The sequence below is a fragment of the Wocania ichthyoenteri Th78 genome (assembly GCF_000789235.1).
Lineage (GTDB): Bacteria > Bacteroidota > Bacteroidia > Flavobacteriales > Flavobacteriaceae > Wocania_A > Wocania_A ichthyoenteri.
The window spans coordinates 97,057-123,549 of the sequence record NZ_KN525716.1 but is presented as its reverse complement, the minus strand read 5'-3'; the positions used below and the strand labels follow the sequence as shown (position 1 = coordinate 123,549).

Sequence of the window (26,493 nt, the reverse complement as noted above, 5' to 3'; positions counted from 1 at the left end):
GGTTTTTATATTTCAATATTAACCTTTTGCTCATTATTATGTTTTTTTATTGTACGGTTTAATTATATTGCTTGACGAAACATGTAATTTATTTGATAAAACTATGACATGCCTTATAATAGATGATGATCCTTTAATGTGTGACTTGCTTGAGCATTTTTGCAATAAGATTGATGAAATTACCAGTGTAGTAACTACAACTTCGGGGTTTGAATCAATAAATATTTTAAATCGATCCCATTTTGATATCATTTTATTGGATTACAATTTGCCAGATATAACAGGGGAAGATATTTTGAAAATCGTGGACGAAAACGCAGCTGTTATAATGATAACTTCAAATAAAAACTTTGCATCAGATTCCTATAATTACAATCAAATAGTTGATTTTTTAGTTAAACCAATTAATTTTCCTAGGTTTTTTAAAGGCTTTCAGAAGGTTAATAATTTTATTTCAAAGTATAAAAACAAGGCGGATAGGTTATTTGTTAAAGATGGAAATAAATTGGTTAAAATTAATTTAGAAGAAGTGTTTTATTTTAAATCTGAGGCTAATTATATTTCGGTTTTCAGTAACAATAGTAAAATATTAACCTTAATGACTATGAAAGATTTAGAAGTTAAATTACCAAATTATTTTCAAAGGGTACATCGTTCCTATATTGTTAATTTAAATAAAATAAGTACTATTGGAAATAATTTTATGGAAATTAACAATACACATATTCCAGTAAGCCAGAGTTATGAAAAAGAGGTGTTGAAAAAAATCAATCTTTTAAATTAATACGTTTTTCTAATCTAAAACAACAAAGGTAATACGCAAATGTGTTATATACTTTTTGGGCATTTTTTTGTTTTAAAGATTTAACCTCATTGGGCAGCACGTCCAATAAAGAGGTTAATTTTAAGTTGTTTATATGAGCTATAAGTTTATGTAAAATAGCTTCCCATTCGTCTTGGTTTTTGGTGGCAATACAAGTATCGATTCGTGTCATGTAAGTTTCAAATTCATCTATAAGTAAATTAAGTACTTTAACAATCTTACTGTTATCATAATCATAATTGCTGTATATATTGGAGAAATCTGGTAATGAAAATTCATTAGCTCCTAATATTTTGTGTATAAAATCTTTTAAGTGATCTATATCAAAGGGTTTTTGAAAATACATAGGGCTTATAGATGCCATGACTTCAGGTTCTAAAGCCGAAATTAAAACAAGCGGGCAATCTATTTTTTTTGTTTTTATCCAATTTTTAAGCTCTGACTTTAGTTGGGTTTCATTTAGCAATAAATCGCTAAAAATTATATCAGGAGAATTTTGGGCTAAATATTCTTTAGCATCATCCAATTTTGTAACTTGTTTTAAAATAATGTATTTATCTTCTAGAATATGCTTCATTAATTCCAATGTAGAGCTATCATCTTCTATATGAAGAATTTTATAAGAATGCTCCAGCTGGGGTAAGGTGATTTCTTTTAATGAATTATCGTTTTTACTTTTATTTAAAGTTGAAGGAATGGCAGGAAGCTTAACATAGAATTCTGATCCACTGCCTTTTTTTGTTTTGGCTTTAAAAGAGCCTCCAAACAAGTTAGTTAGTTGTTTAACAATTGATAAACCTAGACCATACCCCCCATAGCGTCCTGATATATGGTCGCTTTCTTGAAAATAACGATTGTTTATTTTGTTGATATTCTCAGGTAAAATACCAATACCCGTATCTGTAACTCTAATTTCTATGAATTTTCCGTTATGCTCTACAATGGCAGCATGCAAAGTAATATTTCCATTTAAAGTAAATTTTATGGCATTTACTACTAGATTGGTTATAATTTGAGACAAGCGTAACGGATCTGTTTGAAAAGTTTCATTTTCAAGTTGTTCCTCTATTTCAATATTAAACGACAAACCTTTTTGTATGGCTTCATAGCGGTAACTTGAATGTATATCCTTCAAGAGTTGGCATATATTGGTGGGCTGATATTTAATATTCAAGTTTCCTTCAACAAGCTTTTTATGGTCTAGAACATCATAAACTAAACCAGCTAAATTATTAGAACTACGTTCCAACGCTCCAATTATAGGCAATTGCGCATCTGACGGTGTGTTTTTACGTAGCAATTGGTTAAGTCCTAAAATGGCATTAAGCGGCGTTCGCATTTCGTGGCTCATATTTTGCAAAAACTCATCCCGCTGTTGTTTTGCTTGCTTTTCTTTTTCAAGAGCTGTATTGAGTTTTTTTAAATTTTGGTCAATTTTGGTTTTCATTTTATCAAATGCCCTAGCTAAAATACCTATTTCATCATTTCTATTTATTGGAAGTTCGATATTAACAGCTAACCCTTTATCGTAGTTACTAATGGCTTTGGTAACTTGGTTAATTTTTTTTGAAATGAAGCTTACAAAAAGCCAAGAAACCAAAATGGAAATTAAACACACCCATAGCAATGTTTGAATACTGTCGCTTCTAACAGATTGGGCACTTTTGAGAAGCACATTTTGTTTTATGGTTGAAATCAAATAAATCTTTCTCTTTTCCTGAAAATAATTTAATTCTTTTATGTAGCTAAGCACACCATTACCTAATATTTTTGTTGAATTGTCACTTTTGTTTTCAGAGTTTATGATGGTGTTAGAGTCAACACTGAAATCCTCATAAAAGTTATAGATCTTATTCTTTTGAGAAGCAAATTCTTTATTCTTTTCAGGTGCATATAAATATTCACCTTCAGAATTAATTAAATAAAGTTGAGATTCTTCGTTAGATATTTTATTAAGAATATTATAAAATTTATTTAAATTCACATTTATAATAACAATTCCAATAATTTTATTGGATACATTAAAAATGGGACTTGCTGCTCTTAATGTTGGTGTGTAGGGTAGACTGATGACTCCATATTCTTCGTTTAAATTGATTTTGGAAAAATAGAATTCCCCTTTTTTTATGCCAATAGCCTCTTTAAAATAATCTCGATCACCCTTTTTCTGTAAATCATTGGATTTTAATATTTTGCCATCTATTTTATCGAAACGGATAATTTCTTCACCGTTATTTTTTGTACCTATATATCTAATTTGAAAATAGGAAGCTTTATTTTTAAGAACTGTGCTAAACAACTGATTGATATCCTTATTAGCTTTCTTTGAGAAATCGCCAAGCACATAATTTTGTAAAGATGGACTTGAAGCTATTACGGCTATATCATTAGAAACTTCTCCTAGCAAAGCATAAAAAGCTTGTTCCGCAAGTTCAGACTCAAATACCATTCGCTTTTTGGAATATTCAATAATCACATGGGATGATTTTTTAAATACCAAATAGCCTGATAGTAAAATAGAAAAGATGATTAATCCCGTAAAAAAAAGTGCTAATCGAAATACAATTGAATGTCTATACTTCATCAAATTAAGCTATAATGAATAACTTAATGCAAATTACGAAAGAATATTTAGTACATAGCAAAATTTAAACCATTAATCTCATTGAATAAATATGAGTTGACATATTTAAAATATTTTATGAATATAATTTCACTTGTAGTATTTACTTCAACAAAAATATTTTTAAATCCTCATAAGTAGAAATCTTAATAGCTACTTTTTCTTTCCCCATAACAGATTGTATTTGCTCTGGTAAAGGCTGTTCTTCTTTAATAACAGTTTCTACAACATCTAAAAACTTTGTAGGATGTGCGGTTTCTAAAAACACACAATGCGTATTTGGGGAATCTTTTAAATGGGCTTTGCAGCCTAAATAGCCAACAGCACCATGCGGATCTGCAACGTAGTTGTAATTATTGTAAATTTCTAACATAGCCGCTTTAGTTTCACCATCAGAAAAGCTATAAGAGGACAGGTTGTCTTTTAACGCTTCAAACTTATTTTTATAAATTTCTTGAATACGAATAAAATTACTTGGGTCGCCAACATCCATAGCATTACTTATAGTTTGTACTGAAGGCTTAGTGCTGTATAACTGTGTTTGTAAATACCTAGTTACTACATTATTCTCGTTATTAGATGCTATAAAATGCTTTATGGGTAAACCCAATTGTTGTGCCATCATACCTGCACATACATTACCAAAATTTCCGCTTGGTACAGAAAACACAATGTCATTATACTTTTTATGTAATTGCTTGTAAGCAAACATAAAGTAAAATAATTGCGGTAACCAACGTGCAACATTTATAGAATTAGCAGAAGTAAGTTGCATATTACTTGTTAAGCTTTCATCTAAAAATGCGGTTTTAACCATCGCTTGACAATCGTCAAACGTACCATTAACTTCTAATGCTTTAATGTTTTGACCGAGTGTTGTTAGTTGTTTTTCTTGTATATCGCTTACTTTTTCACTAGGGTAGAGTATAACTACATTAACCCCTTTTACACCTAAAAACCCGTTGGCTACTGCACCACCAGTATCGCCAGATGTGGCTACTAAAACAGTAACTTCGTTGGTGTTGTCTTTATTAAAATAACCTAAACAACGCGCCATAAAACGTGCACCGACATCTTTAAAAGCCATGGTTGGACCATGAAATAACTCTAAAGTGGAAATATTATCATTTAGTTTTACTACTGGAAAATCAAACGATAAGGTTTCTTCTACTATTGTTTTTAATGTAGCTTCTGGAATCTCAGGAGACACGAATTGTTTAATGGCTTCGAATGCGATTTCTGTATGTGATAAATTATCAATATTATCCCAAAATGATTTAGGTAGAGTTGTAATGGTTTCTGGGAAATACAATCCTTTATCTGGTGCTAATCCTTTAATAACAGCATCTTTAAATGATGCGTTTGGTGCTTTTTTGTTTAGACTGTAGTAATTCATATTTTTATTTTGCCACGAATAATTACGTCATTATGAGCGTAATAAAATGAAGCGTGATAATATTTTAATTAATGATTTTTAATTTTTATTCAAGTTTATAACAAACAGATTGCTACATCATTCAAAAAAGAATGATTCGCAATGACGAATCTTATATTATTTTTATTCCTTCTGTATTTATTTTAGATACATAAGTTTCAAATTCTATATCAGTTTTTGAATATGTTTTTTTAACTGCAATTTCCACATTTTTAGATTGTTCTATTCCTTCAGATAAAAAAAACATTGAAGGTCCAGATCCAGAAATGCCACAACCTAAAGCACCATTTTTTAAAGCTGCTTGTTTTACGTCTACAAAATAAGGTATTAATTTACTTCTATGTGGTTCTATAATAACATCGTGCAAGGATCTTTTAATTAATTGATAATCGTTGGTGTGTAAACCATGAATCAAACTTCCAAAATTAGCCCATTGTGTTATGGCTTCTTGAAGCGTAATTTGTTTAGGAAGTATCGTTCTAGCCTCAGAAGTTCTTATTTCAATTTGTGGATGAATAATAATAGCGTACAAATTATTAGGCACAGGAATTTGTAAAACCTCAAGAGGTGACATGCTTTTAACCAAAGTAAAACCTCCAAAAATTGCTGGAGCTAAATTATCGGCATGCTCACATTTACTAGCTAAAGCTTCACCTTTAATAGCAAATTCTGTGAGTTGGGTTTTATTATATGGTTTTCCTAAAAGCTCATTCATTCCAAAAACACTACCAACTGCACTTGCTGCACTACTACCAATACCACTTCCTGGTTTTATGTTTTTATAGATTTCAATCTCAAATCCACAATCTGGTTTAGAAGCTTTGTACATTGCTAAAGCCGAAACTCCAGCTACATTTAATTCGGTTTCATAAGGCAAATCAAACCCTTCTATTTTAGTTATAAAAATGCCTTTTTTATCGATTTTTCTAATTACCATTTCGTCTCCAACCGTATCTAAGCAAAAGCCTAAAACATCAAAACCACAGGCAACATTGGCTACTGTAGCTGGTGAGAATATTTTTATTTCGTTCATATTTTTATAGAAATAAGAAAATAGAAAAGAGAAAATAGACTTATATAAAACTGTCTTTGTTCTCTTTTCTATTTTCTTTGGTCTTTTTTAATCGTTTCCAATTTTAATAATATCCGAGAAAATACCAGAAGCCGTAACATCGGCTCCAGCTCCGGCACCTTTAATAATCATAGGTTGTTCTGGATAACGTTGTGTGTAAAACATAACAATATTATCTTTTCCTTCTAAATTATAAAACGGATGTCCTTCTGGAATTTTCTGTAAACCTACGCTTGCTTTCCCATCATTTAATTGTGCCACATATTTTAATTGACAATTTTTCGCTTTCGCGGAAGCATATAAATCTTGATAATGCGCTTCATCATCGATTAGTGTTTGGTAAAAATCATCAACAGCATCGCTTTTTAATCCAGCATCTGACAAGAATGGGGTGTTTTCAATATCTTCCAAGTTCATTTCCATGCCGCTTTCTCTAGTTAAAATTAATATTTTTCTAGCCACATCTACACCACTTAAATCAATTCTCGGGTCTGGTTCTGTGTAACCTTCAGCGGCAGCTTGTTTTACGACATCATAAAATTTATTAGTATCATTAAAATTATTAAAAACAAAATTTAGACTACCAGATAATACGGCTTGAATGGATGTGATTTTATCGCCTGAAACTATTAAATTGTTCAACGTATCAATAATAGGCAAGCCAGCACCAACATTGGTTTCAAACAGATAAGGCGCATTGTATTTAAGCGATAAACGTTTTAATAAACTGTAATTTTCATAATTGCTTGAGCATGCAATTTTATTACAAGCCACTACGCCAATACTTTCGCGTAAATAATTAGCATATAAATTTGCAACTTCTTTATTTGCGGTAATATCTACAAAAATACTATTACGCAAGTTTAATGCTTTAGTTTTTTCAAAAAAGCCATTTAATGTTGCTTTTTCTCCACTTGCTAGTTTTTCTTTCCAAATTTTTAAATCAATACCATCTTCATCAAAAATCATGGTTCTGGAATTAGATAATCCAACTATACGCAAGTTAATCTTTAAGTTTTCTTTTAGGTACTTTTTTTGCTTATTAATCTGTTCGACCAAACGCTCACCAACATTACCAACACCAGTTATAAAAACATTAAGTTGTTTTGTTTGTGTTTCAAAAAACTGTTCGTGCAACGTATTTAAGGCTTTTTTTGCATCTTTTTCTGAAATTACTGCGGAGATATTTTTTTCTGAAGCACCTTGAGCAATAGCACGTATGTTAATATTGTTTTTTCCTAAAGTGCTAAACATTTTACCGCTAATCCCTTGGTGGTTTTTCATGTTATCACCTACAAGAGCTATGATGGATAATCCCGTTTCAACACTAATTGGATCTATTTTATGAAGTGCAATCTCATTTTCAAAAGTAATATCAATAGCGGTTTTAGCCGCTTCACTATCAGTTTCATCAATACCTAAACAAATAGAATGTTCGGATGAAGCTTGTGTAATTAAAATAATATTTATTTTTTCTTGTGCTAAGGTTTCAAACAAACGTTTAGAAAATCCTGGAATACCAACCATACCACTGCCTTGAAGCGTAAGCAATGCAATATTGTTTATATTGCTAATGCCTTTTACTGGAAGTGTTGCAATAGTATCATCATTAGAAATTATGGTGCCAGCAGCTTCAGGTTGTAAGGTGTTTTTAATATGAATTGGAATATTTAAATCTAATACAGGTTGCACCGTTGGAGGATATAAAACTTTTGCCCCAAAATGTGATAATTCCATAGCTTCTTGATACGAAATTTTCTCTATGGGATATGCTTGCTTTACTAGTTTTGGATTGGTAGTATACATACCACTAACATCGGTCCAAATTTCTAACTGCTTAACTTGTAAAGCAGCGGCAACAATGGCAGCAGTAAAATCGGATCCACCTCGGCCAAGCGTTGTTTGTTCACCTAAAGTCGAGTTAGCTACAAAACCAGGGAGTATTGTGATTTGTTGTTCGGCAGATTTAAAATAGTCTTGAACATTAGTATTCGTTATATTAAAATTGACTTCTGCTTTTGTGAAATTAGAATTAGTAATTATTAATTCCTGGGAATTTTTTTGTACAGCTGATAACCCTCTGCTTTTAATCGTTTCAGCAATTATGAAAGACGATAAAGATTCTCCAAAACTTACTAGTTTATCTGATGTTTTAAGAGATAATTCATTAATCAAATAAATACCGTCTAGCAAACTTTTTAGTGCGCTTAACTTACTTTCAACTTCAGTTATAATTGATTCGTTACTACTAGGATTAAGTTTATTTATAATTTCAAAATGAATATTCTTTATATTGTTAAACGTGTTTAAAAAATCGTTGTCCTTATTTTGTGCTTGTTTACCAGCGAGTAATAGTTTGTCAGTAACACCTCCAACAGCAGAAACTACGCATATTACATTGTCTTCTTTTGAATAATTATCTAAAATATGTATTACTTTATTTATGTTTTTTGCAGAACCTACAGATGTTCCGCCAAATTTTAAAACCTTCATTTTTAATGAATTAATGTGCTTAATAAATTGTTTAAGAAAGTGTAATTATAAAAATTACAAAGATAGTCCGAAGATAATATAATTAGCAACCCCAAAGGGTAGTAGTAACTGTAGTAGTACCAAAAATAGATGTTATTCCTTTTGTAGAAAAAGGGAACACGATAGATGTATTTTGGTTTAAAAGATTCATTATATTCATATATAATACAAGTCAAATGTATTATTTTTAGCCTAATAAAAAAACAAATCGTATGTTTTTTACAGTATTCTTATGAAGCCTCTCTATTTACAAAAGAATAATGATAAAACATGTTAAGAATTAAAAAAATGATAATCAGCTAATGAAAATATTTTCTAAAGAACAAATTTATGAAGGAGATAAGCTAACTGCAGAGCGCCAAAACATTTCCTCAACCGATTTAATGGAACGTGCAGGAACACAAATTTTTAATTGGATGCATATCCGTATGCAAGGTGCACAAGTACCTATACATGTGTTTTGTGGTATTGGTAATAATGGGGGAGATGGCTTAGTGATTGCACGACATTTAATTACGCATGGTTATAATGTTAAAACCTATGTGGTTAATTGCAGCGATAAACGCTCTAAAGATTTTTTAATTAATTACGACCGGATTAAAAATGTGACTAAAAAATGGCCAACGCTTTTAAATTGTACTGAGGATTTTCCTGAAATACATCAAGATGATATAATAGTTGATGCTGTTTTTGGAATTGGATTAAACCGACTGGTTGACGATTGGGTTAAAGCTTTGTTCATGCATTTTAGAAACACTAAAGCCTATACTTTGGCTATCGATATACCATCCGGATTAAGTACAGATAAAGCTCCTAAAGATGAAGATGCTGTGGTTTGGGCTGGTTACACATTAAGTTTTGCATCGCCAAAACTGGTGTTTTTTTTACCAGAAACAGCTAAATATACTATACAATGGGAAGTGTTGGATATAGGTTTAGATCAAGAATTTTTGTATACCACAGTGACTGAAGTGGAACTAATAGGAAAACATGAAGTATTACCCATGTATATATCTAGAGAAAAGTTTTCGCATAAAGGACAATTTGGAAATGCACTTATTATTGGAGGTAGTTACGGAAAAATAGGTGCTGTAACTTTAGCAAGTAGAGGAGCATTATCTGCTGGAGCAGGTTTAATAAGTGCCTATATTCCAAAATGCGGATATCATGCATTACAGTCTTCTTTTCCAGAAGCTATGGTTATAACGGATATTAATGAGGAATTAATTTCTAAAATCGATTTTAAAATAGAACCAACAGTTATAGCTTTTGGAGTGGGTGTTGGCACAAACACTAAAACTGTAAATGCTTTTGAAGCTTTTTTAAAAGTAAATAAAATACCTTTGGTTATTGATGCCGATGGAATTAATATTCTTTCTAAAAAGAAAGCCTTATTAAAATTACAGCCAGAAGCTACCGTTTTAACACCGCATCCTAAAGAGTTAGAACGCTTAATTGGTAAGTGGAAAGATGATTTTGATAAATTAAAGAAAGCAAAAGCTTTTTCAAAGAAGTATAATGCTATAGTTGTTATTAAGGGAGCAAACACTATAACTGTATTTGAAGAAAAACTTTATATAAACACAACTGGAAATCCTGGTTTAGCCACGGCAGGAAGTGGCGATGTGCTCACAGGAATTATAACGGGATTAATCTCCCAGGGATATAATCCGCTATCAGCAAGCATTTTCGGTGTGTATTTACATGGAAAATCAGCAGACATTGCTGTTGAAGATTTTGGGTATCAAAGTTTAATTGCAAGTCATGTTATAGATTATTTGGGTGAAGCTTTTATAGATTTGTTTAAGCAACCCGAACAGCCGCCACAAGAAGATGAGGGTGAAAAAGAAGAAAAAAAGCAGTAATTTATAGAAACAAAAAAAGCCGCAGATTGCGGCTTTTTTTGTCTTATATTATTTCTTTTCGCAACAAAAGCAATTATTAGGCTTGTAAAAGCCCCTTTTGTGCAGAGACTGAATGATTCTTTCTTTAAACTTTAAGCTATAAACTTCAAACTTAGTATAGCCAAAATTACTTATACTTATTGAAGGAGTTAAAGCTTGTACATAATGCCACCAGTTTTGGGGAACAAATAAAATGTCTCCAGGTTCTAATACAACACTTTTAAACTCATTGTTTTTAAATTCTGGGTATTTACTACTATCAAAGTTATTAATATCTACATCACTCGCAACGGCACCATAAATATGTTTATTGCTTGGGTACATAGTTTTATTATATTTTGTTGAGCTAATAATAAACATTTTTTTACCTTTTATTTGCGCGTATACATTATTAGCAGTATCCGCATGAAATCCAGAAATAGTGTTTGCAGGACCAATCCAAGCGGTAATGTCATTAATTTTTGTATGTTTTTCAAAAAACGAAAAATCTATATCACTTTTAAGATGCGGATAATACTCAAAAATATCTAAAGTAGTTAAATAATCTTTTACACTAGCTTTATTATTTTCAGCATCTTTTAATTGCTGAATATAATCTTTAAAAGAAGCTTTCTTATATCTATTATCATCTTGAATAAAGTTATCAGACAATAAGAATATGTCTTTATCTTCTTTAAGATTTAATAAAAAATCTAAATCCCACTTTTTTGTTGCGCCCCAATCTTTTGCAAGCCCTTTAATTATTACAGGTTTCTTTTTATTGAAATATTTTTTTTTAAATGAAGCGGAATCAATAGTTGTTACCTCTTCAACAGGCTGACTTTGTTTTACAATTTCTGAAACAATATTCATTTTGATATTTAATTTATTTTAAGCTAAAAAAGATAAAAGGTTGACGGTTTTTCAGGATTTAATTTTTCTCATAAAGAAACGACTAAATCGGTATAATGTAGGTTTAGGGTCGTTAAGCATATACTTTATTGGAGTATTTTTGAAGATAAATTTTAGTTTTAACAGATAGCTTTTATCACTTTTTATGCTTTTTACTAAACCTTTTAAAAGCATGAACTTTATGAATTTATACTTTGGAAGATCAAAATCATAATTTAAACTAGCCACAGCATATAAGTATGGGAAATTTACACCAGCAAATAAAGAAGCTTCAACCGACCCCCAGAATCTAGGATTTACTTCTATAACTTTATATTCCTTCGAATTTTCATCATAACGCATATCCAAATGTGCTACTCCAGACCAATTTAATGTTTTCATTAACTTTTCTACATCTTCAAATAATATATCATCTTTTATGAAATCAACAGCCAATTGAGGAGCAAATTTGCTATTGGCAAACATATTGGGTTTCTGAATAGTATAAGCTAATATTTCTCCGTGTTTGCATAACACACTGCAATCTATATCATAGCCTTCTACATAATCTTGTATAAGGTATGTGCAATCAAATTTATCTGAATTAAGGAATTCTGTTAAAGCATTTTCTTCTCTAAAAACATAAATTCCGCTTCCTCCACCAATGCCTTCAGCTGGCTTTACTAGAACAGGATAATCAACGTTTTTAGTATCGAGAGACGTACCTTTATCTATCATTTGAGTTTTAGGGAAAGGCAAGTTGTTTGCTTCTAAATGCTTATTTAACAACCCTTTATTGTTTGCTGTGTTAAAATCGTTATAAGACGGCAATAAAGCAAGTTTATCAATAGAAGAAATTAAATCTTTATTTTTTAAGATTATCCTTATAGCATCTTCAAAAATGGGCATTATTAAATCGATATTATGCTTTTCTACTTCTTTATTTATGTTATTTATAAAATCTGCCTCATTGTCTGATTTTGGGTAATAAGAAAACTTGTGTACTTTTTTTGAGTGCTTCATAGGAATCTCGTTATCATCAGACATAACATGAATCTTAATTCCTTTAACCTCAGATAAGCAATTTAAAACAATCATTAAAACAGGAGCTTCTCCATCTGGTATTAAAATTGATATATTTTTATCGATCATTCTTTAATTTTTTTGAAATATCTATAATAAAATTCAATTCGTCAAAAAAAGTCTTTAAATAACTAAATTTAGCTTTCAAAAACAATGTTGATAGATTATATACAGTAAGGTAGTGAAGTAAGCGTGCATATTTTAAGTAACCAAGCAAGAAAATAGTTTTGTAAGGTATTTATTTGTATTTCGACTGTTTGTATATTTTAATTTATATGCATGTTATTTAATTCCTTAGAGTTTTTTATATTTTTATCAGTAGTTTATTTGCTATACTGGTTAGTTTTAAAAAAAAGTCTAAAGGCACAGAATTTACTACTACTTATAGCGAGTTATTTGTTTTACGGGTGGTGGGATTGGAGATTTCTTTCGCTTATACTACTTAGTACTATTGTAGATTATTTTGTTGGATTAAAAATAGACGCAAATGAGAGGAAAGCCAAAAGAAAATTGTGGCTGTGGATAAGTGTTTTTTTTAATGTTGGTCTTTTAGGGGTCTTTAAATATTTCAATTTTTTTGTTGATTCCTGGGTAGATATGCTCTCAATGTTTGGATATAACATAGAAAGTACATGGACATTGCGCGTTATTTTACCTGTTGGTATATCGTTTTATACCTTCCAAACAATGTCTTATTCGTTTGACATATATTATAAAAAACTTAAACCTACTAGAGATTTTTTATCCTTTGCCGCATTTGTTAGCTTTTTTCCGCAATTAGTAGCAGGACCAATAGAGAGAGCTTCAAATTTATTATCACAAATAATTAATAAAAGAACATTTAGTTATGATCAATCTGTTAGTGGGTTAAAATTAATTTTGTGGGGGCTTTTCAAGAAGGTTGTAATCGCAGATTCTCTCGGGCCAATTGTAGACGACATTTTTGCTAATTATGCTAATTACCCAGCATCAACACTTGTTTTGGGTGTTACATTATTTAGTTTCCAGGTTTACGGAGACTTTAGCGGATATTCAGATATTGCTATTGGTACAGCAAAATTATTTGGAATAGAATTAATGTCAAACTTTAAATTTCCTAACTTTTCAAGAAATGTTGCAGAATACTGGCAACGGTGGCATGTATCACTTTCTACCTGGTTTAGACATTATGTTTATATACCATTAGGCGGGTCGCGCGTTAGTAAGCTAAAATCTGTTAGAAACATTATTATTATTTTTCTTGTTAGTGGGTTTTGGCATGGTGCCAATTGGACCTTTATTTTTTGGGGTGCATTTCATGCATTGGCATTTATTCCTGTTTTTTTAATGGGTAGAAACACCATTTATAAAAACAGTGTAGTAGGTGAATACACCTTTTTTCCATCATTAAAAGAAATAGGGCAAGTTATTTTAACTTTCGGAATAGTAACGTTTTCAAGGATATTTTTTAGATCAGAATCCATTACTGATGCTTTTGCGTTTATAAAAAGGGTAGTGTTTAATTTTACTTACGAAGTATATCAACACCCTATGGGGTATAGAATGATTGATTACTATATACTTATAATATTATTTGTTTTTTATGAATATATCATTAGAAAAGATGAAAGATCTCCTTTTAAATTCAAATCTAAAATAGTTAGATTTATTGTGTATGTGCTGGTGATTTTATTAATGCTGTTGTTTTACGATGATAATATCGATAGGTCGTTCATATATTTTCAATTTTGAGCATAAATGAAAAAATTACTTTTTAAAACCATATTATATAGTATTTTAATACTGCTAGTATTAGAAGTTATAATACGTACCTTTTATTTAACAAAAGATTATCCTTCGCGTTATATTGATGAATTTAATGTTGAAAAATGGGTGCCAAATCAAACAGGGCTTTCGGTAACGGGCATTAGGAGACAAAATTTTTCTGAATATAAAATTAATAGTTCAGGTTACAATTCTTATCGAGAATTTGCACCGTCAGATTATAAAACTGAAATAGCTTTAGTAGGAGATTCTTTTATTGAAGGTTTTCATCAGGATTATTATAATTCTATAGGAAAAAAAATAGAGAATAAAATTAAGAATATTGAGGTTTACGAATTTGGATATGCTGGATATGATTTGGCAGACCAACTTCACTTAATTCACGCCTATAAAAATATGTTTAATAAAATAGATCACGTGGTTTTAGGGTTAAAGTTTAAAAACGACTTAACTAGAGGTGAATACAAAATAATTCAAGATAGAATACATTTAGAAACCCCTTTGTATAAAAGTATTCGCAAAGTTAAATTGATAGTTTATGCGCAGAACAGTGGTGTTTTTGACCCTATTTTAAATCTTATTGGTAGGATATCATCTATTTTTAAAGGAAAACAATCAAATAAACTTGCTAAAGAAAAAACTAAAGAGGAAATAGAAAAAACTCATTTAGCCTACATGGAGAATTTTAAATCTTTAGTAAAAAAGTATGGTTATGATAAAAAAAGGTTTGTATTGCTTTTAGACTCAACTATTACGCCTCAAATATTCTTAAAGTATTTGAATGAGAACAATTATGAGTACATAGATTTTTATGACACGTTAAATGAATCTAAACTGCCTACCACTTTAATATACGATAAACATTGGAATAATCATGGTAGAGACTTAATAGCAAGTGTTATAGTAAACTATTACAGGAACGATTAAATTGATTTATCTCTATATAAAGGAAAAAAACCTGAGTTACGATCTGCAGCTTTTTCGTCTACTAACTTATTGTAAATAGTTTGGTCTACAATATGTCTCCAAATTTTAAATGGTTTATAATCTTTTGAAAAGGAAGATTTAAACCTAAAAAGCTCATCATCATTATTACCTAATCCACCACCTAAATTAAAACACTTATAATTATCTTTACTTCCTTGAATACGCATTTCATCAATAAGTAGCCTTAGTGGAGATAAATTTAAAAAGCTGTTTTTTGTTCCTGATAAATGATATTGAATAATACTATTTGTTTTTATCATCATTGCTCCAGAAATAATCGAATTGGTTTCTTTGTCAATAGCATAAAGCATATCTGTTTTAAAACCTTCACTATTAAGAAACTTATGAAAATAATCTTTAGAGAAGTAATACTTTTTGGCAGCATTAACTCTATCCATATTTTCGTAATATAAATTTATAAATTCCTCTAAATCTTCTTTTTTATCACTGATTTTTAAATCTAAAACTTTGCGTCCTTTATTTAAGTATCTTTTTGTGGTTTTAGAAAAAATAGTTCTTTGCTCTTCAATAGATTTTGTTAAATCAATATTTACTACATTTCCAAGTATAGCAGTTTCTCCTATCTTATTCAATATTATATCCTGATGGCTTATAAAGGGATTTAATCTAGAAAAAACAGAAATAATTTTTTCTTGAATAAAAAAAGAATTTATTACTTTACTAAAGTTTGAATTATCGAAATTAGAATCAATATTCTTATGTAAAGGTCCTGAGTATCCATAAACTGAAGTCGCATCATAAAAATCAGTACCTTCTATTTCTCTTATTATTAATGGAAAACAAATTAGTGAGTCACCTTCGGCATATCTTAATAGAACCGCTTTGTAATTATCTTCTTTTGCTAAATGATGATAATCGTATGTATGGTAAAAATCAAAATTTTCAACTTGATCTAAAGCTTTTTTCCAGTCAATTTTAGATGTTATTACATTAAATGAAACAGAATCGAGATTTTCATCTTCATCCTTTAGTCTATAAATAGGAAAGAAAGAATCTGCATTTTCTATTAAATTTGAAATATTAGTATACTCTACATCCAATCCATTAATTGTCTTATTATAAACCTCTTGGTTTATAATTTTTCTTCCAGTACAAAAAGGAATATCTTCATTTTTTGGAAAAAGATATTTTTTACTTTTATATAAGCCATCTCCATCTTTTAAGCCCCCACCCAAAATATAGGACTCAAGATTTTGTTCTATAGCCCATTTAATAATCTCTACTCTTAAGTAGTCATTAGGTCTGCAGTGAAAATAATTTGAGTCTGTGCCTCCAAGAAATGCAAATATAGTGTTATTGTTTTTTATTATTAATTCAGCAGAGATAGGAATATCGTCTATATAAGCAAAGGCAATAGAAAATTCATTTAAGTTGTTTAGAATTAAATTTTCAAAGTAATTTAATGAGAAAAAGTAAATGCCTTTAGCATTACGTCTAACCATTGTTTTTGTATATATATCAAAGAAAAGTTTTACAATATCTTTGCTTATTTCATTGCCTTTAAAAATATTACATGTTAAGTTAAATGAAACAGCCTTACGATAATTGTTTCTTACTTTAGATGAAAAAGACGTCCATTGGTCCTCAAAATTATTACAAAGTAAACCTTTAACATTTAAAAGCGATTTAATTATATGCCCTGAGTATCCTTTATGATTTTTAGTTAAACTAAATCGGATAAATTCTGTAACTACATTATTTTTTTTATACCAATCATCAACTGCTTTCCAAAATGCATGTAAATGTTCTTCGCCAATGTTGTCATTGTATAAAGGGCCACTGTACCCGTAGGGTGTTATTACATCATAGTATTTGGTATTTTCATTATTTAAAGTTAATTCTCTAAAAATTAGTGGCATTAATATTTTACTAGAATCATTAATTTTAAACAGAAAATATTTAAGTGAATCAGTTTCGTTTTCAAAGTACTTTAAATGGTTGTATGCGTAATAGATATTATTATTCCAATTGGTTTTTAAAAGATTATTATAGGTTTCGATATCAGAATCATTATCTAAATTGGTAACTTCCAATTTGTAATCTTTTAGCGCCTCTTTTTTATCTTTATTTAAATCATCAAATAGTATTTTTGCTAATATTTTAGAAATCCATATAATCCTTCCACAATGTTCAACGTGCCATACTGCTTTATTTTCTATTACATTTCCAGCTAACATTGGCCCGATAACATGTAAGTTTTGTATAGATTCTAAATTGTCATTTACATAAAACCCTATTTTTGATTTATTGGGAATGCAATATTTTTTTTTGATTAAATTTTTAAATAATGGGGGAATATTATTTTCTGTTAAGTTTCTGCTTCCAACACAGTTAACTACAATATGAAAAGGCTTATTATGTATTGTTTTCGTTTTAGTTGAAGTGTCTAAATATTCTAAATTATAGTTGCTGTTATTAGTATTGTGTCGCATACTATTAAAACGACCAGCTAAATGTTCAAATCTATTTTGTTTTTCTAAATGGGTTACCACATTTAAATAATGTAACCCTGCACAACGCTGTCTTTTTCCAATGTCATTCCCATAATCACAAGCAAAAATCTCTAGCTCTTTTTTATTTAAATTCTCAAGTAATTCACCAAAATGTTTTGAGACAATATCTACTGTTGATGCTGCGCCTAAATTTATTTCATCGGCAAGATCAAGATCTTTAAATGTGGCTTCAGCAATTAATTGGGCAGTTAATTTTTTTTCTTTTTTTAATTCATTAAGATGATATGGTGTGTATTGTTTTTGTTTTTCCGCATCAATCAAACCATCTGGAATTAGGCCTTGTGATGAAAGAAATGTGAAATTTGTATTGGAAAACTTATTGTTCGAAAAATCATTTATCTTATATATTAATTCCAAAGCACTTGCATTGGCTCCAACAATAAGTATATTAGTTTGTTTCTCTGCTCTGTTAGCTATAAACGTATTGATTTTATCTAATGTTACACCTAAATTTGGTTTATAAGGGTTGTTTATAAAGATTAAGTTTTCATCTTCAACTAAATCTTTATTTTGCCATAAATGCTTAACTGGTAATGAGCCTACAGACAAAATCGCTTTTTTAGAGCTGATTTTTAAACCATCATCGATTGTAATTTCATATAAACTGTCATCTTGATTAATATCAACAACTTCGCCAGTTATATGGGTGACATTGATTAATCCTTTTTCTGTAAGTTCTTTAATCCTGTTATTAACTTTTAAATTTATATAGCAGCCAAAAAAACGTCTAGGAATAAAAAGGTCTTCCCATTGATTGTTTTTTATATAGTCTTTATTAGCTAAAAGCCATTTTTTTGATAATTCGCCACCTTCGTTTTCAAACTCTTCTAGTAACCATGACTTGTTTTTATTAAGCCATTTTATAAATTCACTCAACTCAGGCTCAACTAAAAAATTTCTTAGCGATGTTATTAAAAGTGTAGAAAATCCAGATCTAGAACCATAAGGAATCCCTAAATTAAATTCAGAATATTTTTCAATTATATTTATTGAAACAACTTTATTTATAATAAAACCTTTATTAATATAATCTAAAAAATTCAGCAAACTAAAAGAAGTTGAAATTCCAGAACCAATAAAAGTTACGTCTGATATACTGCTATGTTCACTCACTTCTAATTTGATTTTCTAGTTTTAATAATTTTACCTGGATTACCAACTATAGTAGAGTAATCTGGAACATCTTTTAATACAACAGTACCAGCTCCAATTGTGCACCATTTGCCAATCTTTACCTTAGGAATTACAACAGCTCCAACACCTACATGACTACCTTCACCTACTTCTACATGTCCGCACAAGGCTGCTTTAGGAGATATATGTGCAAAATCTCCAATAATATTATCATGATCAACACTAGCTCCAGTATTTATAATGACATGTTTCCCTATTGATGTATTGGGTTGAATAATAGCACCTGCAAAAACTACTGTACCATAACCAATAGTAGATTTATTAGAAATAGTAGCAGATTTATGAATGGCTTTCTCATAGTTACATTTAAGAAACTCAGCAATTTCTGCACGTTCCGCATTAATGCCAACAGCGATAATAACTGGTGCTCCTTCGTGAGGAAATTTATTTAGATTTTCTCTTGCACCTATAACTACATTTTTAGAGGCGTGATGAACATTTTTTGGTTTGTCATCAAAAGTATCAGTTACCACATAACCATTTTCTTCTAAAACACTCTTTATAACTTGTGAGTGACCACCTGCACCATATATTCTTACTTGGTTTTTTTTCGATTTGGTTTTATTCATTTTAGCTTAAAAATTTGTAATATGCTTGCATAATTTTAATTCATGCTGTTTTGTCTTTCTACATTCAATAATGCTTCAACATTTGTAGTGTCTATAGCTACATCTTTTGATGCAATTACTTTATAAATAGTTTTTAGTAAGATATTAAAATCCATTTTAAAAGATAAATTCTCTACATAATCTGCATCAAATTTTAGTTTGGTGTCCCAATTTATGTTATTTCGCCCACTAACTTGTGCCAGTCCTGTTATACCTGGCTTAACGGTATGTCTTTTCTTTTCATTTTTTTTATAAAAGGGCAGGTATTGTGGTAACAGCGGTCTTGGGCCTATTAATGACATGTCGCCTTTTAATATGTTTAATAGCTGTGGTAATTCATCAATAGACGTTTTTCTAACGAGCATACCAATTTTTGTTAAACGATATGAATCGGGTAGGAGTTTACCATTTTCATCAACTTTATCATTCATGGTTTTAAACTTAATGATACTAAAAAGCTTTTCATTTTTACCAGGTCTTACTTGAAAAAAAAAGGGCTTACCATTATTTGCAAAATAAAGAAGTATTGTAACTACTATAAAAATTGGCGAAAAAATTATAATAGCTATTAAAGCAGATGCATAGTCAATTAAAGGCTTAAAAAATAGTTTGTACATAGTAGCAAATTTATTTTAAGAGATATTTGATTGTATTGATTTTACTAAATCTCCAACATTATCCATTGTCATTAAATCAAATAATTTAAACTTGATATTAAATTCTTTTTCAATTTCTTCAATGATTATCATGTGTGTTAAAGATCCCCATCCATCAACATCATCAGTTGTAGTAGTTTCAGTTAATTTAAAATTATTATGTTCTAAAACTTTTGTGAAAATTGGTGTTATTCTTTCAAATATTTCTTTGTTATCCATAATTATTTATCAAAAAGGGTTCTTAGTTTTTTTCTATCAATCTTACCATTAGTATTGTAAGGTAATTCTTTTATAAATTTTATATGATCTGGGATCATATAATCTGGCATTTTGGCTTTCATGTATTTAATCATATCTTTAGTATCGAATGATTCAGATTCAATTGCTAAAGCTAATTCGGCATTTCCTAAATCATTAAATATATCTATAGCTACCATATTAACTTTTTCAGTATAACTAGCTTTAGCATGAAACTCTACTTCAGATAATTCTATTCTAAAGCCTCTTATTTTTGCTTGGAAATCAATTCTGCCTAAATACATGTAATTATTTTGAGAATCTTTAAAACATAAGTCGCCAGTTTTATAAAATCTAAAAGTTTTACTGTTTACCGTTTTAGTAAAAAAGGACTCGTTGTTTCTCCTTTCATTTTTCCAATACCCAGGAGTTAATTGCCAGCTAGCTAAGGCTAGTTCTCCTGTATCTCCAGGTAAAACCTCTTGATTGTTTTCATCTATTATAATATATTCAATATTATTTAATGGCTTGCCTATTGAAATAACACCGTTATGAGTAGTGTTTTGTATACTGTCTTTATTCAATTTATAGTAACTACTATAAATGGTGTTTTCTGTTGGCCCGTAGTAGTTAAATGTTTTACTATTTGGAATACATTTACTCCAATCTTCTGTAATATCATTATACAGTGCACCGCCGCCAAAGCTACAGTAGCGGACTTCTGGAGCATGAATCTCACTAAAATAAGGTCTTAAATAATGAATTATTGAAGGCACAAGAGATAATACTGTTAGTTTATGCTTTTGAATTAGTTTATAAATATAAAAATACTTGATTGAATTTCGTGGTACTGTGTAAATGCAGCTTCCTTCTAACAAAGGAAAAATATAGGACACTACCGAAAAATCGAAAGTAAGCTCGAACATTTGTAAACATTTGTCGGAGGCATTAAGTTTAAACTCTCCATCAAAGTTTATAGCTTCAATAAATTCGTTTAAATTATTATAAGTAATTGGTACTCCTTTAGGACTACCTGTAGATCCAGATGTAAATAAAATGTATGCTAAGTCGTCTTTTGTTACTGACTTTGGTGCAAGGTTTATGGCTATGTCTTCTTCTGTTGAAGACGCTAAAAGTGTAAATCCTTCAAAATTAGCTTTTTCGGTTGAATCAAATATATAGTTTGTTTCTAAAGCTTTTAGTATTTCTGTATTTCTATCAATAGGGTGCTCAGGATTTATTGGCACATAAGCTTTACCTTCTAACCAAAAAGCAACAATTGCGGCATAAGTTTCTATATCGTCATTGGCAATTAATCCAATTAATCTAAAAGAACCATCAACTTTTTTATTAATAGAATTCCTTATTTTGCTTACTTCTAAGGCAAAATCTTTATAGGTATAATAGGTATCACCTATATAAAATGCATTATTTTCAGAATGCTCTTCAATAGATTTTTGTAAATTACTTATATACTTCATATTTACTAATTCCTTTAATAAAAATGACCATCTCTGTTTAACATAGTTACACTATCATTATCAATTTTAGTGTCGTTATGCGCGAGTCCCTTTTTTAATACTTTATGAATGAATAATGAAAAATATCTTTTTTTAATGTTATCAGATAATTTAGTATCATCAGTAAACATAAAATTTCTTTTAGATTTGATAAGGTTTTCCATTAACACATCAACACATAAATCATAATATTTTTCATTTTCAACTAAAAAATATTTCACATTGAATTCGTTATAATTTATAACATAAGATAAAAAACCTATTATTTTATCGTCTGAGATAATTTTTAAGTTATGTATGTGTATATTGTCACTTATACCTGTTTGTAGATTTTTATAAGGTGTTTTTTTTGAGATAGGTAATTGTAAGTATTGATTATTGTCTAGTTGCCAATTGACATAGTTAAACGTTTTTAAAATTAAATCATTTTTACAACGCGGTTCAATAAAACTCCAAGTATCGCTATCTAATTGATTTATAAAATCATACTTTAACTGTTTCGTTCTGTTTGCTAACTTCTTTTTGTTTATAAATCGAATTGTTTTACCTACAATAGAGTCTATACCGTCAATAATAAATTTTACAGATTTTAAAAACCTGAATTTGCCAATAAGCATAGATGAGTCTAAACTGAAAAACAGGGTATGCCTAAGTCTTGATGCTATTACAGTAAAGGGTTGTTTATCATAAAACTCTTGTACATTTTCGGTATAGCCTTTAATTAGCACTTGCTTTTCTGCAAACTTAACTGCTTGGTTATATATGTAGGTTCCTAGTATACTATCTTTATACTTATCAATAACCCACCAATCAATCATCCAATAGGCTTTTTTACCTTCTTTAGTTTTGTTGTTTATTAAATCGGGAAACATGTATATGAAAGACACCATCTTTTTACCTTCATAAGCTAATACGCCGCAGTAGTCATCTTCACTAATTCTTTCATTAGAAATTAGCCAAGTAGCTTTACTCCTAGGCATAGGTGCTAAGTCAGTTTTCCAAAGTGTATTGTTTATAACAAAATCACGAAGCATTTTTTTGGTTAAGCCAACGATTTCTAACTCTTCACTCATTAGTCTAATAAATTAAAATGGGGATTCATATATTAATTAGCAATCAAATATATAATACTATTAGTATAGATTTTTAATTTTACGTTGTTTATTACCGTTTTATCGTCAAATGACTTTTTGGAGTAGGATGGATTTGTTATAATTAATTGTGAATTACCGATTATCGTCTTATTAAAGGTGTTTGTAGAGGTTTTTATGTAAAATATTTAGCGCAAGAATTTGAATCGTTTTAAAGTTAAATTGTTTTAAACGATAATATTATCCCAAACTTTTGTATTCTTCAAGAATTGCTTCCCAAACTTTTATACGTTCGAATTTTGCAACAATATTTGCTCTAGATGCAATTCCCATTTTTTTAGCTTCTTCTTGGTTAGTTAGTATATATTTCATGTTGTTATATATAGCCTCGGTATCTTTAACAGGGATAATTAAACCATGTTTATTGTGCTCAACAATTTCATTGCAACCATTAATATTTGTAACAATACTAGGTAGTTTCATTGCACCAGCTTGCATTACTACATTAGGAAAACCTTCTCTATAACTAGCAAAGACTAAAGCATTAGAAATAGCAAAAAATGGTCTAACATCATTTATCCAACCTGTAGAAATAATTTTTTTATTGTTTTTTATTATTTCCATTGATTTTTGTAAAAGAGGATCTAATTCATTTTCATAGCCTCCAACTAGTAATAATTTTATATTTTCCTGCTCATTGCTTAGTTTATTAAAGGCATCCAATAATTCGTTTACTCCTTTATCTGAAACTAATCGACCTACATATACAAATACGAAATCATCTTCAGCAATATTTAAACTTTCTTTAAGCTTAGCTTTCTTAGCTACATCATTTATCGTATTAGGATCGAAATGAGACGTGTCTATACCATTGGAGCTTCCATTAGCTATAACTTTTAATTTGTTTGGTTTTGTGAAATTTTGCTCCAATATAATGTCATTTAAACCGAATGAGTTAGGATAAATTTTTGTCGCACAGGCATAAGTTGCTTTCTCCACAGTGTTTAATAGAGTTCTTTTTAACCCAGTAGCTTCAAGAAGCGGTAAACCAGCGATTGTATGTAGCCTATGTGGAACACCTGCTAATCGAGCAGCTAGCATGGATAAAGTTCCTGCTTTAGGAGTATGCGAATGCACAATAAATGGTTTTTCTTTTTTGAATAGCTTATATAATTTGTAAACCGCAACAATGTCTTTTAAGGGTGTTATTTTCCTTGTCATTTCAATTGCAACGGTAGGTATGTTTTCGTGTTTAGAAACTTTATCAAGTTGATTGTCCTTTCCTTTTGAGGATACGCCTAAAACATCATAATGACTTTTCATGTAACCTAATTGTCCATGTAGTAAACCGCTTAAAGACAGTGGTACTGTAGTGATTCTAATAATTTTTCTTTTCATAAAAGCGGTTGTTTTGTCTTTTAATAGTCACTTGGCAAATATATAAAAGTAATTAGTTTTCATATGGTTTTATCTTTGTTTTACTAGGTTAAGCGATTAACAGCTCATCAATTAAGTATGAATTTTTAACTTTTTTCATCCCATTAAATGAATTTTTTTGAAATTATCTATTTAATAAATATCTTCTTCCATATTATTTTTTTAACCTTATCATCCTTAAAAGGGTTTTTAAAAAGGATTTGGTAGTATAAGGGAAGCATAAAAGATGAAAAACGAATAAAGTTAAGCATATAGGATCTTTAATACTACAAGTAATTATTAATGATGTTGGTAGTAAAATCTGATAGTAATCCGACATAAATATTTGCCAGCTATTGGTATTAGTAATAATTAAGATTGTTTTAATTTTAAGTTTTAAGTAGCCAAAAAGAATTAAAAAATAAAATAACAAAGCAATAAAAGGCAATATCCCCAAGGTTAATAAAATTAACAGAAGCGCAATAATTTCAATGGAGGTAATGATTATCTCTGCAAGCTTCATGTTAGATACACTCATTTCTGTCGCAAATGTTTTATGGTTTATTGATAGGTCGTTTTCCCGATCCCAAAACTGGTGCCATAATATACCTCGTAACCCATAAAAAAAACTCCATACACCTATAATTGTTAACCAATAAGGGTCAATGGGTACATTCATGTTGTTCATCATAGATGAAGCTACAAAAAGGCTTGGAAAAAGGTGTGCGCCGCTAGCATCTGCAATGACACCTAAAGCACCTCTATTTTTAAATCGAAAAGGGGGTATAGAATACAAACTAAAAGCGAGGTATGCCGCAAGATAAAATATTAGGGAAAGTGTATCATTTATAAAAAATATACTAAAAAATACTCCTAACAAAATGGAGGCAAGTAGAAATAATTTTCGCTTGATTGGGGCAAAACGTTGAAGCCCGTTTCTTTTTTTACTGGCGATATCGTATTTTAAATCTGTAAAGTCATTTATTATACTTACGTATATAGCGCCTACCGAAACGGCCAAAATTAAAAAAAGCAACCATAAAAAATTATCCATCAAATTATCTTTATTCTGTAAAATGGTTGCATAACCAATACATAACATAGGAATAATTTTCGGAGCCCACCAATCATGTGCTCTAAGTAATGATAAGCTTTTCATTATTCTAGGATAACATCAGTTTTTTTAAATTCTTGCTTTTTATTTTACCAAATGAAATCATTAAGATTATTTGAAGAGAAAATATAGGGTGTTCAATAAAAGCTTTAAAAATATAAAACAGTGCATTTTTTACACTTTTTTCTTTTGTCCAAACCTCTTTAGCTGTAAGCATTACATCTAAAACGTATTTTTTTTGTAATGTGTTAATCTCATCTGTATTTAAAAAATATTTAAACTCTTTAAGCATTGCTGACATATCCTTTACGTATAAAAGTTTAAGAACTTCTAATCTATCTCGTCCATCAAATACATTATCGCTAACTACATGTTTTTTCCAAAGTTTTTCTGTAGTAAAAGCTACTTTTGCTTCTTTAGTTAAAACAATATCTAATAATAAATACCAATCATCAGCAATATTCATTTTTTCATTCCAACCACTTTTAATTAATGAAGAGTTAATAAGTAAAGAGGAAGACGGTGATGGGCAGCCCGTTAAATATACTTTCCTTAGATCTTTATAACTTAGATGTACCCATGAGTTTTTTTTCTTTGGGAAATGCGAGGATAAGTATATATATTCCGAAAGAAAGTCACTATAATTTCCATTATTATTCTGTTGTCTCCAATTAGCAAAAGCAAAGTCTAAACCATGCTCTTCGAGAGCTTCTACCATTTTTGTTAAAAAAGTGGCTTCCCATAAATCGTCAGAATCCAATGAGGCTATATATTTACCTTTGGCATGTTTGAGTCCTATGTTTCGTGCCGAAGCTTGCCCTCCATTCTGTTTTACTAGGTATTTAACCATAGGAAAACTATCTATTAATGCTTTGGTATTATCAGTAGAGCCATCATCGACAACAATAATCTCAATATTTTTATAGGTTTGGTCCAAAATACTTTTTATAGCGTTACCTACAATGTTAACACGGTTGTATGTAGGAATTATTACGGATACTAATGGGGGGTTATTCATAAATAAATACAA

General features: G+C 29.7%; 19 protein-coding genes. 4 read left to right on the top strand and 15 right to left on the bottom strand.

Features of this window, described 5'->3' with window-relative positions; genetic code table 11:
* Nucleotides 1-103: 103 nt before the first annotated feature.
* Nucleotides 104-784: a LytR/AlgR family response regulator transcription factor gene (locus RG22_RS00650; protein ID WP_156113334.1), complete on the top strand. Its 681-nt coding sequence runs from the start codon at nucleotides 104-106 to the stop codon at nucleotides 782-784.
* Here the strand turns inward: RG22_RS00650 and RG22_RS00645 are convergent.
* From RG22_RS00645 to thrA, 4 genes are all read right to left on the bottom strand, one after another.
* Nucleotides 768-3,407 (bottom strand): hybrid sensor histidine kinase/response regulator, encoded by a 2,640-nt coding sequence (locus RG22_RS00645; protein WP_034039925.1) that lies wholly within the window; start codon nucleotides 3,405-3,407, stop codon nucleotides 768-770. The genes RG22_RS00650 and RG22_RS00645 overlap by 17 nt on opposite strands.
* Before the next feature lie 142 nt (nucleotides 3,408-3,549).
* Nucleotides 3,550-4,842 carry a threonine synthase gene (gene thrC / locus RG22_RS00640; protein WP_034039923.1) on the bottom strand — a complete coding sequence of 431 codons (1,293 nt, stop codon included), beginning with the start codon at nucleotides 4,840-4,842 and terminating at the stop codon, nucleotides 3,550-3,552.
* 151 nt (nucleotides 4,843-4,993) lie between these two features.
* Entirely contained in the window at nucleotides 4,994-5,914 is a 921-nt protein-coding gene (locus tag RG22_RS00635) for a homoserine kinase (protein WP_034039921.1), read from the bottom strand.
* Between the two features lie 87 nt (nucleotides 5,915-6,001).
* Nucleotides 6,002-8,446 carry a bifunctional aspartate kinase/homoserine dehydrogenase I gene (gene thrA, locus RG22_RS00630; protein ID WP_034039919.1) on the bottom strand — a complete coding sequence of 815 codons (2,445 nt, stop codon included), beginning with the start codon at nucleotides 8,444-8,446 and terminating at the stop codon, nucleotides 6,002-6,004.
* 341 nt (nucleotides 8,447-8,787) lie between these two features.
* Here thrA and RG22_RS00625 point away from each other — a divergent pair, with 341 nt between their 5' ends.
* A complete protein-coding gene (locus tag RG22_RS00625; protein ID WP_034039917.1) occupies nucleotides 8,788-10,350 on the top strand; it encodes a bifunctional ADP-dependent NAD(P)H-hydrate dehydratase/NAD(P)H-hydrate epimerase in 1,563 nt (520 codons plus the stop codon).
* Between the two features lie 48 nt (nucleotides 10,351-10,398).
* Here RG22_RS00625 and RG22_RS17165 read toward each other — a convergent pair whose 3' ends face one another.
* Both RG22_RS17165 and RG22_RS00615 read right to left on the bottom strand, forming a co-directional pair.
* Nucleotides 10,399-11,241 carry a cupin-like domain-containing protein gene (locus tag RG22_RS17165; RefSeq protein ID WP_052143575.1) on the bottom strand — a complete coding sequence of 281 codons (843 nt, stop codon included), beginning with the start codon at nucleotides 11,239-11,241 and terminating at the stop codon, nucleotides 10,399-10,401.
* A 51-nt stretch (nucleotides 11,242-11,292) separates the two neighbouring features.
* On the bottom strand, nucleotides 11,293-12,411 hold the full coding sequence (locus RG22_RS00615; RefSeq protein ID WP_034039915.1) for a carboxylate--amine ligase: 1,119 nt from the start codon (nucleotides 12,409-12,411) through the stop codon (nucleotides 11,293-11,295).
* Between the two features lie 327 nt (nucleotides 12,412-12,738).
* Here RG22_RS00615 and RG22_RS00610 point away from each other — a divergent pair, with 327 nt between their 5' ends.
* Together RG22_RS00610 and RG22_RS00605 are read left to right on the top strand one after the other, a co-directional pair.
* Complete coding sequence (locus RG22_RS00610) at nucleotides 12,739-14,073, top strand: MBOAT family O-acyltransferase (protein WP_338062067.1); 1,335 nt, start codon at nucleotides 12,739-12,741, stop codon at nucleotides 14,071-14,073.
* 6 nt (nucleotides 14,074-14,079) lie between these two features.
* On the top strand, nucleotides 14,080-15,033 hold the full coding sequence (locus tag RG22_RS00605; protein WP_034039911.1) for a hypothetical protein: 954 nt from the start codon (nucleotides 14,080-14,082) through the stop codon (nucleotides 15,031-15,033).
* Here RG22_RS00605 and RG22_RS17795 read toward each other — a convergent pair.
* The 9 genes from RG22_RS17795 to RG22_RS00555 form a co-directional block, all read right to left on the bottom strand.
* A complete protein-coding gene (locus tag RG22_RS17795) occupies nucleotides 15,030-18,740 on the bottom strand; it encodes a GNAT family N-acetyltransferase (protein WP_156113333.1) in 3,711 nt (1,236 codons plus the stop codon). The two genes, RG22_RS00605 and RG22_RS17795, sit on opposite strands and share 4 nt — an antisense overlap.
* Before the next feature lie 2 nt (nucleotides 18,741-18,742).
* Nucleotides 18,743-19,390 (bottom strand): acetyltransferase, encoded by a 648-nt coding sequence (locus tag RG22_RS00590; RefSeq protein ID WP_034039909.1) that lies wholly within the window; start codon nucleotides 19,388-19,390, stop codon nucleotides 18,743-18,745.
* A 35-nt stretch (nucleotides 19,391-19,425) separates the two neighbouring features.
* Complete coding sequence (locus tag RG22_RS00585; RefSeq protein WP_034039907.1) at nucleotides 19,426-20,046, bottom strand: sugar transferase; 621 nt, start codon at nucleotides 20,044-20,046, stop codon at nucleotides 19,426-19,428.
* Nucleotides 20,047-20,061: 15 nt separating this feature from the next.
* Nucleotides 20,062-20,304, bottom strand: a complete 243-nt coding sequence (locus RG22_RS00580; RefSeq protein WP_034039905.1) for an acyl carrier protein — start codon at nucleotides 20,302-20,304, stop codon at nucleotides 20,062-20,064.
* A gap of 2 nt (nucleotides 20,305-20,306) precedes the next feature.
* On the bottom strand, nucleotides 20,307-21,803 hold the full coding sequence (locus tag RG22_RS00575) for an AMP-binding protein (protein ID WP_034039903.1): 1,497 nt from the start codon (nucleotides 21,801-21,803) through the stop codon (nucleotides 20,307-20,309).
* Between the two features lie 14 nt (nucleotides 21,804-21,817).
* Complete coding sequence (locus RG22_RS00570; protein WP_034039901.1) at nucleotides 21,818-22,915, bottom strand: hypothetical protein; 1,098 nt, start codon at nucleotides 22,913-22,915, stop codon at nucleotides 21,818-21,820.
* A 258-nt stretch (nucleotides 22,916-23,173) separates the two neighbouring features.
* On the bottom strand, nucleotides 23,174-24,331 hold the full coding sequence (locus RG22_RS00565) for a glycosyltransferase family 4 protein (protein ID WP_034039899.1): 1,158 nt from the start codon (nucleotides 24,329-24,331) through the stop codon (nucleotides 23,174-23,176).
* A 193-nt stretch (nucleotides 24,332-24,524) separates the two neighbouring features.
* Entirely contained in the window at nucleotides 24,525-25,508 is a 984-nt protein-coding gene (locus RG22_RS00560) for a UbiA family prenyltransferase (RefSeq protein WP_034039897.1), read from the bottom strand.
* A 4-nt stretch (nucleotides 25,509-25,512) separates the two neighbouring features.
* Nucleotides 25,513-26,481, bottom strand: a complete 969-nt coding sequence (locus tag RG22_RS00555) for a glycosyltransferase family 2 protein (protein ID WP_034045565.1) — start codon at nucleotides 26,479-26,481, stop codon at nucleotides 25,513-25,515.
* Nucleotides 26,482-26,493: the final 12 nt, after the last annotated feature.

Excerpts from the sequence above, each read along its gene's own strand:
- RG22_RS00635 (WP_034039921.1), bottom strand. The coding sequence starts at position 5,914 with ATGAACGAAATAAAAATATTCTCACCAGCTACAGTAGCCAATGTTGCC.
- RG22_RS00605 (WP_034039911.1), top strand. The coding sequence starts at position 14,080 with ATGAAAAAATTACTTTTTAAAACCATATTATATAGTATTTTAATACTG.
- RG22_RS00575 (WP_034039903.1), bottom strand. The coding sequence starts at position 21,803 with ATGAAGTATATAAGTAATTTACAAAAATCTATTGAAGAGCATTCTGAA.
- thrA (WP_034039919.1), bottom strand. The coding sequence starts at position 8,446 with ATGAAGGTTTTAAAATTTGGCGGAACATCTGTAGGTTCTGCAAAAAAC.
- RG22_RS00560 (WP_034039897.1), bottom strand. The coding sequence starts at position 25,508 with ATGAAAAGCTTATCATTACTTAGAGCACATGATTGGTGGGCTCCGAAA.
- RG22_RS00585 (WP_034039907.1), bottom strand. The coding sequence starts at position 20,046 with ATGTACAAACTATTTTTTAAGCCTTTAATTGACTATGCATCTGCTTTA.
- RG22_RS00565 (WP_034039899.1), bottom strand. The coding sequence starts at position 24,331 with ATGAAAAGAAAAATTATTAGAATCACTACAGTACCACTGTCTTTAAGC.
- RG22_RS00615 (WP_034039915.1), bottom strand. The coding sequence starts at position 12,411 with ATGATCGATAAAAATATATCAATTTTAATACCAGATGGAGAAGCTCCT.
- thrC (WP_034039923.1), bottom strand. The coding sequence starts at position 4,842 with ATGAATTACTACAGTCTAAACAAAAAAGCACCAAACGCATCATTTAAA.
- RG22_RS00570 (WP_034039901.1), bottom strand. The coding sequence starts at position 22,915 with ATGAGTGAAGAGTTAGAAATCGTTGGCTTAACCAAAAAAATGCTTCGT.
- RG22_RS00625 (WP_034039917.1), top strand. The coding sequence starts at position 8,788 with ATGAAAATATTTTCTAAAGAACAAATTTATGAAGGAGATAAGCTAACT.
- RG22_RS00590 (WP_034039909.1), bottom strand. The coding sequence starts at position 19,390 with ATGAATAAAACCAAATCGAAAAAAAACCAAGTAAGAATATATGGTGCA.
- RG22_RS00645 (WP_034039925.1), bottom strand. The coding sequence starts at position 3,407 with ATGAAGTATAGACATTCAATTGTATTTCGATTAGCACTTTTTTTTACG.
- RG22_RS17165 (WP_052143575.1), bottom strand. The coding sequence starts at position 11,241 with ATGAATATTGTTTCAGAAATTGTAAAACAAAGTCAGCCTGTTGAAGAG.
- RG22_RS00650 (WP_156113334.1), top strand. The coding sequence starts at position 104 with ATGACATGCCTTATAATAGATGATGATCCTTTAATGTGTGACTTGCTT.
- RG22_RS00555 (WP_034045565.1), bottom strand. The coding sequence starts at position 26,481 with ATGAATAACCCCCCATTAGTATCCGTAATAATTCCTACATACAACCGT.
- RG22_RS00580 (WP_034039905.1), bottom strand. The coding sequence starts at position 20,304 with ATGGATAACAAAGAAATATTTGAAAGAATAACACCAATTTTCACAAAA.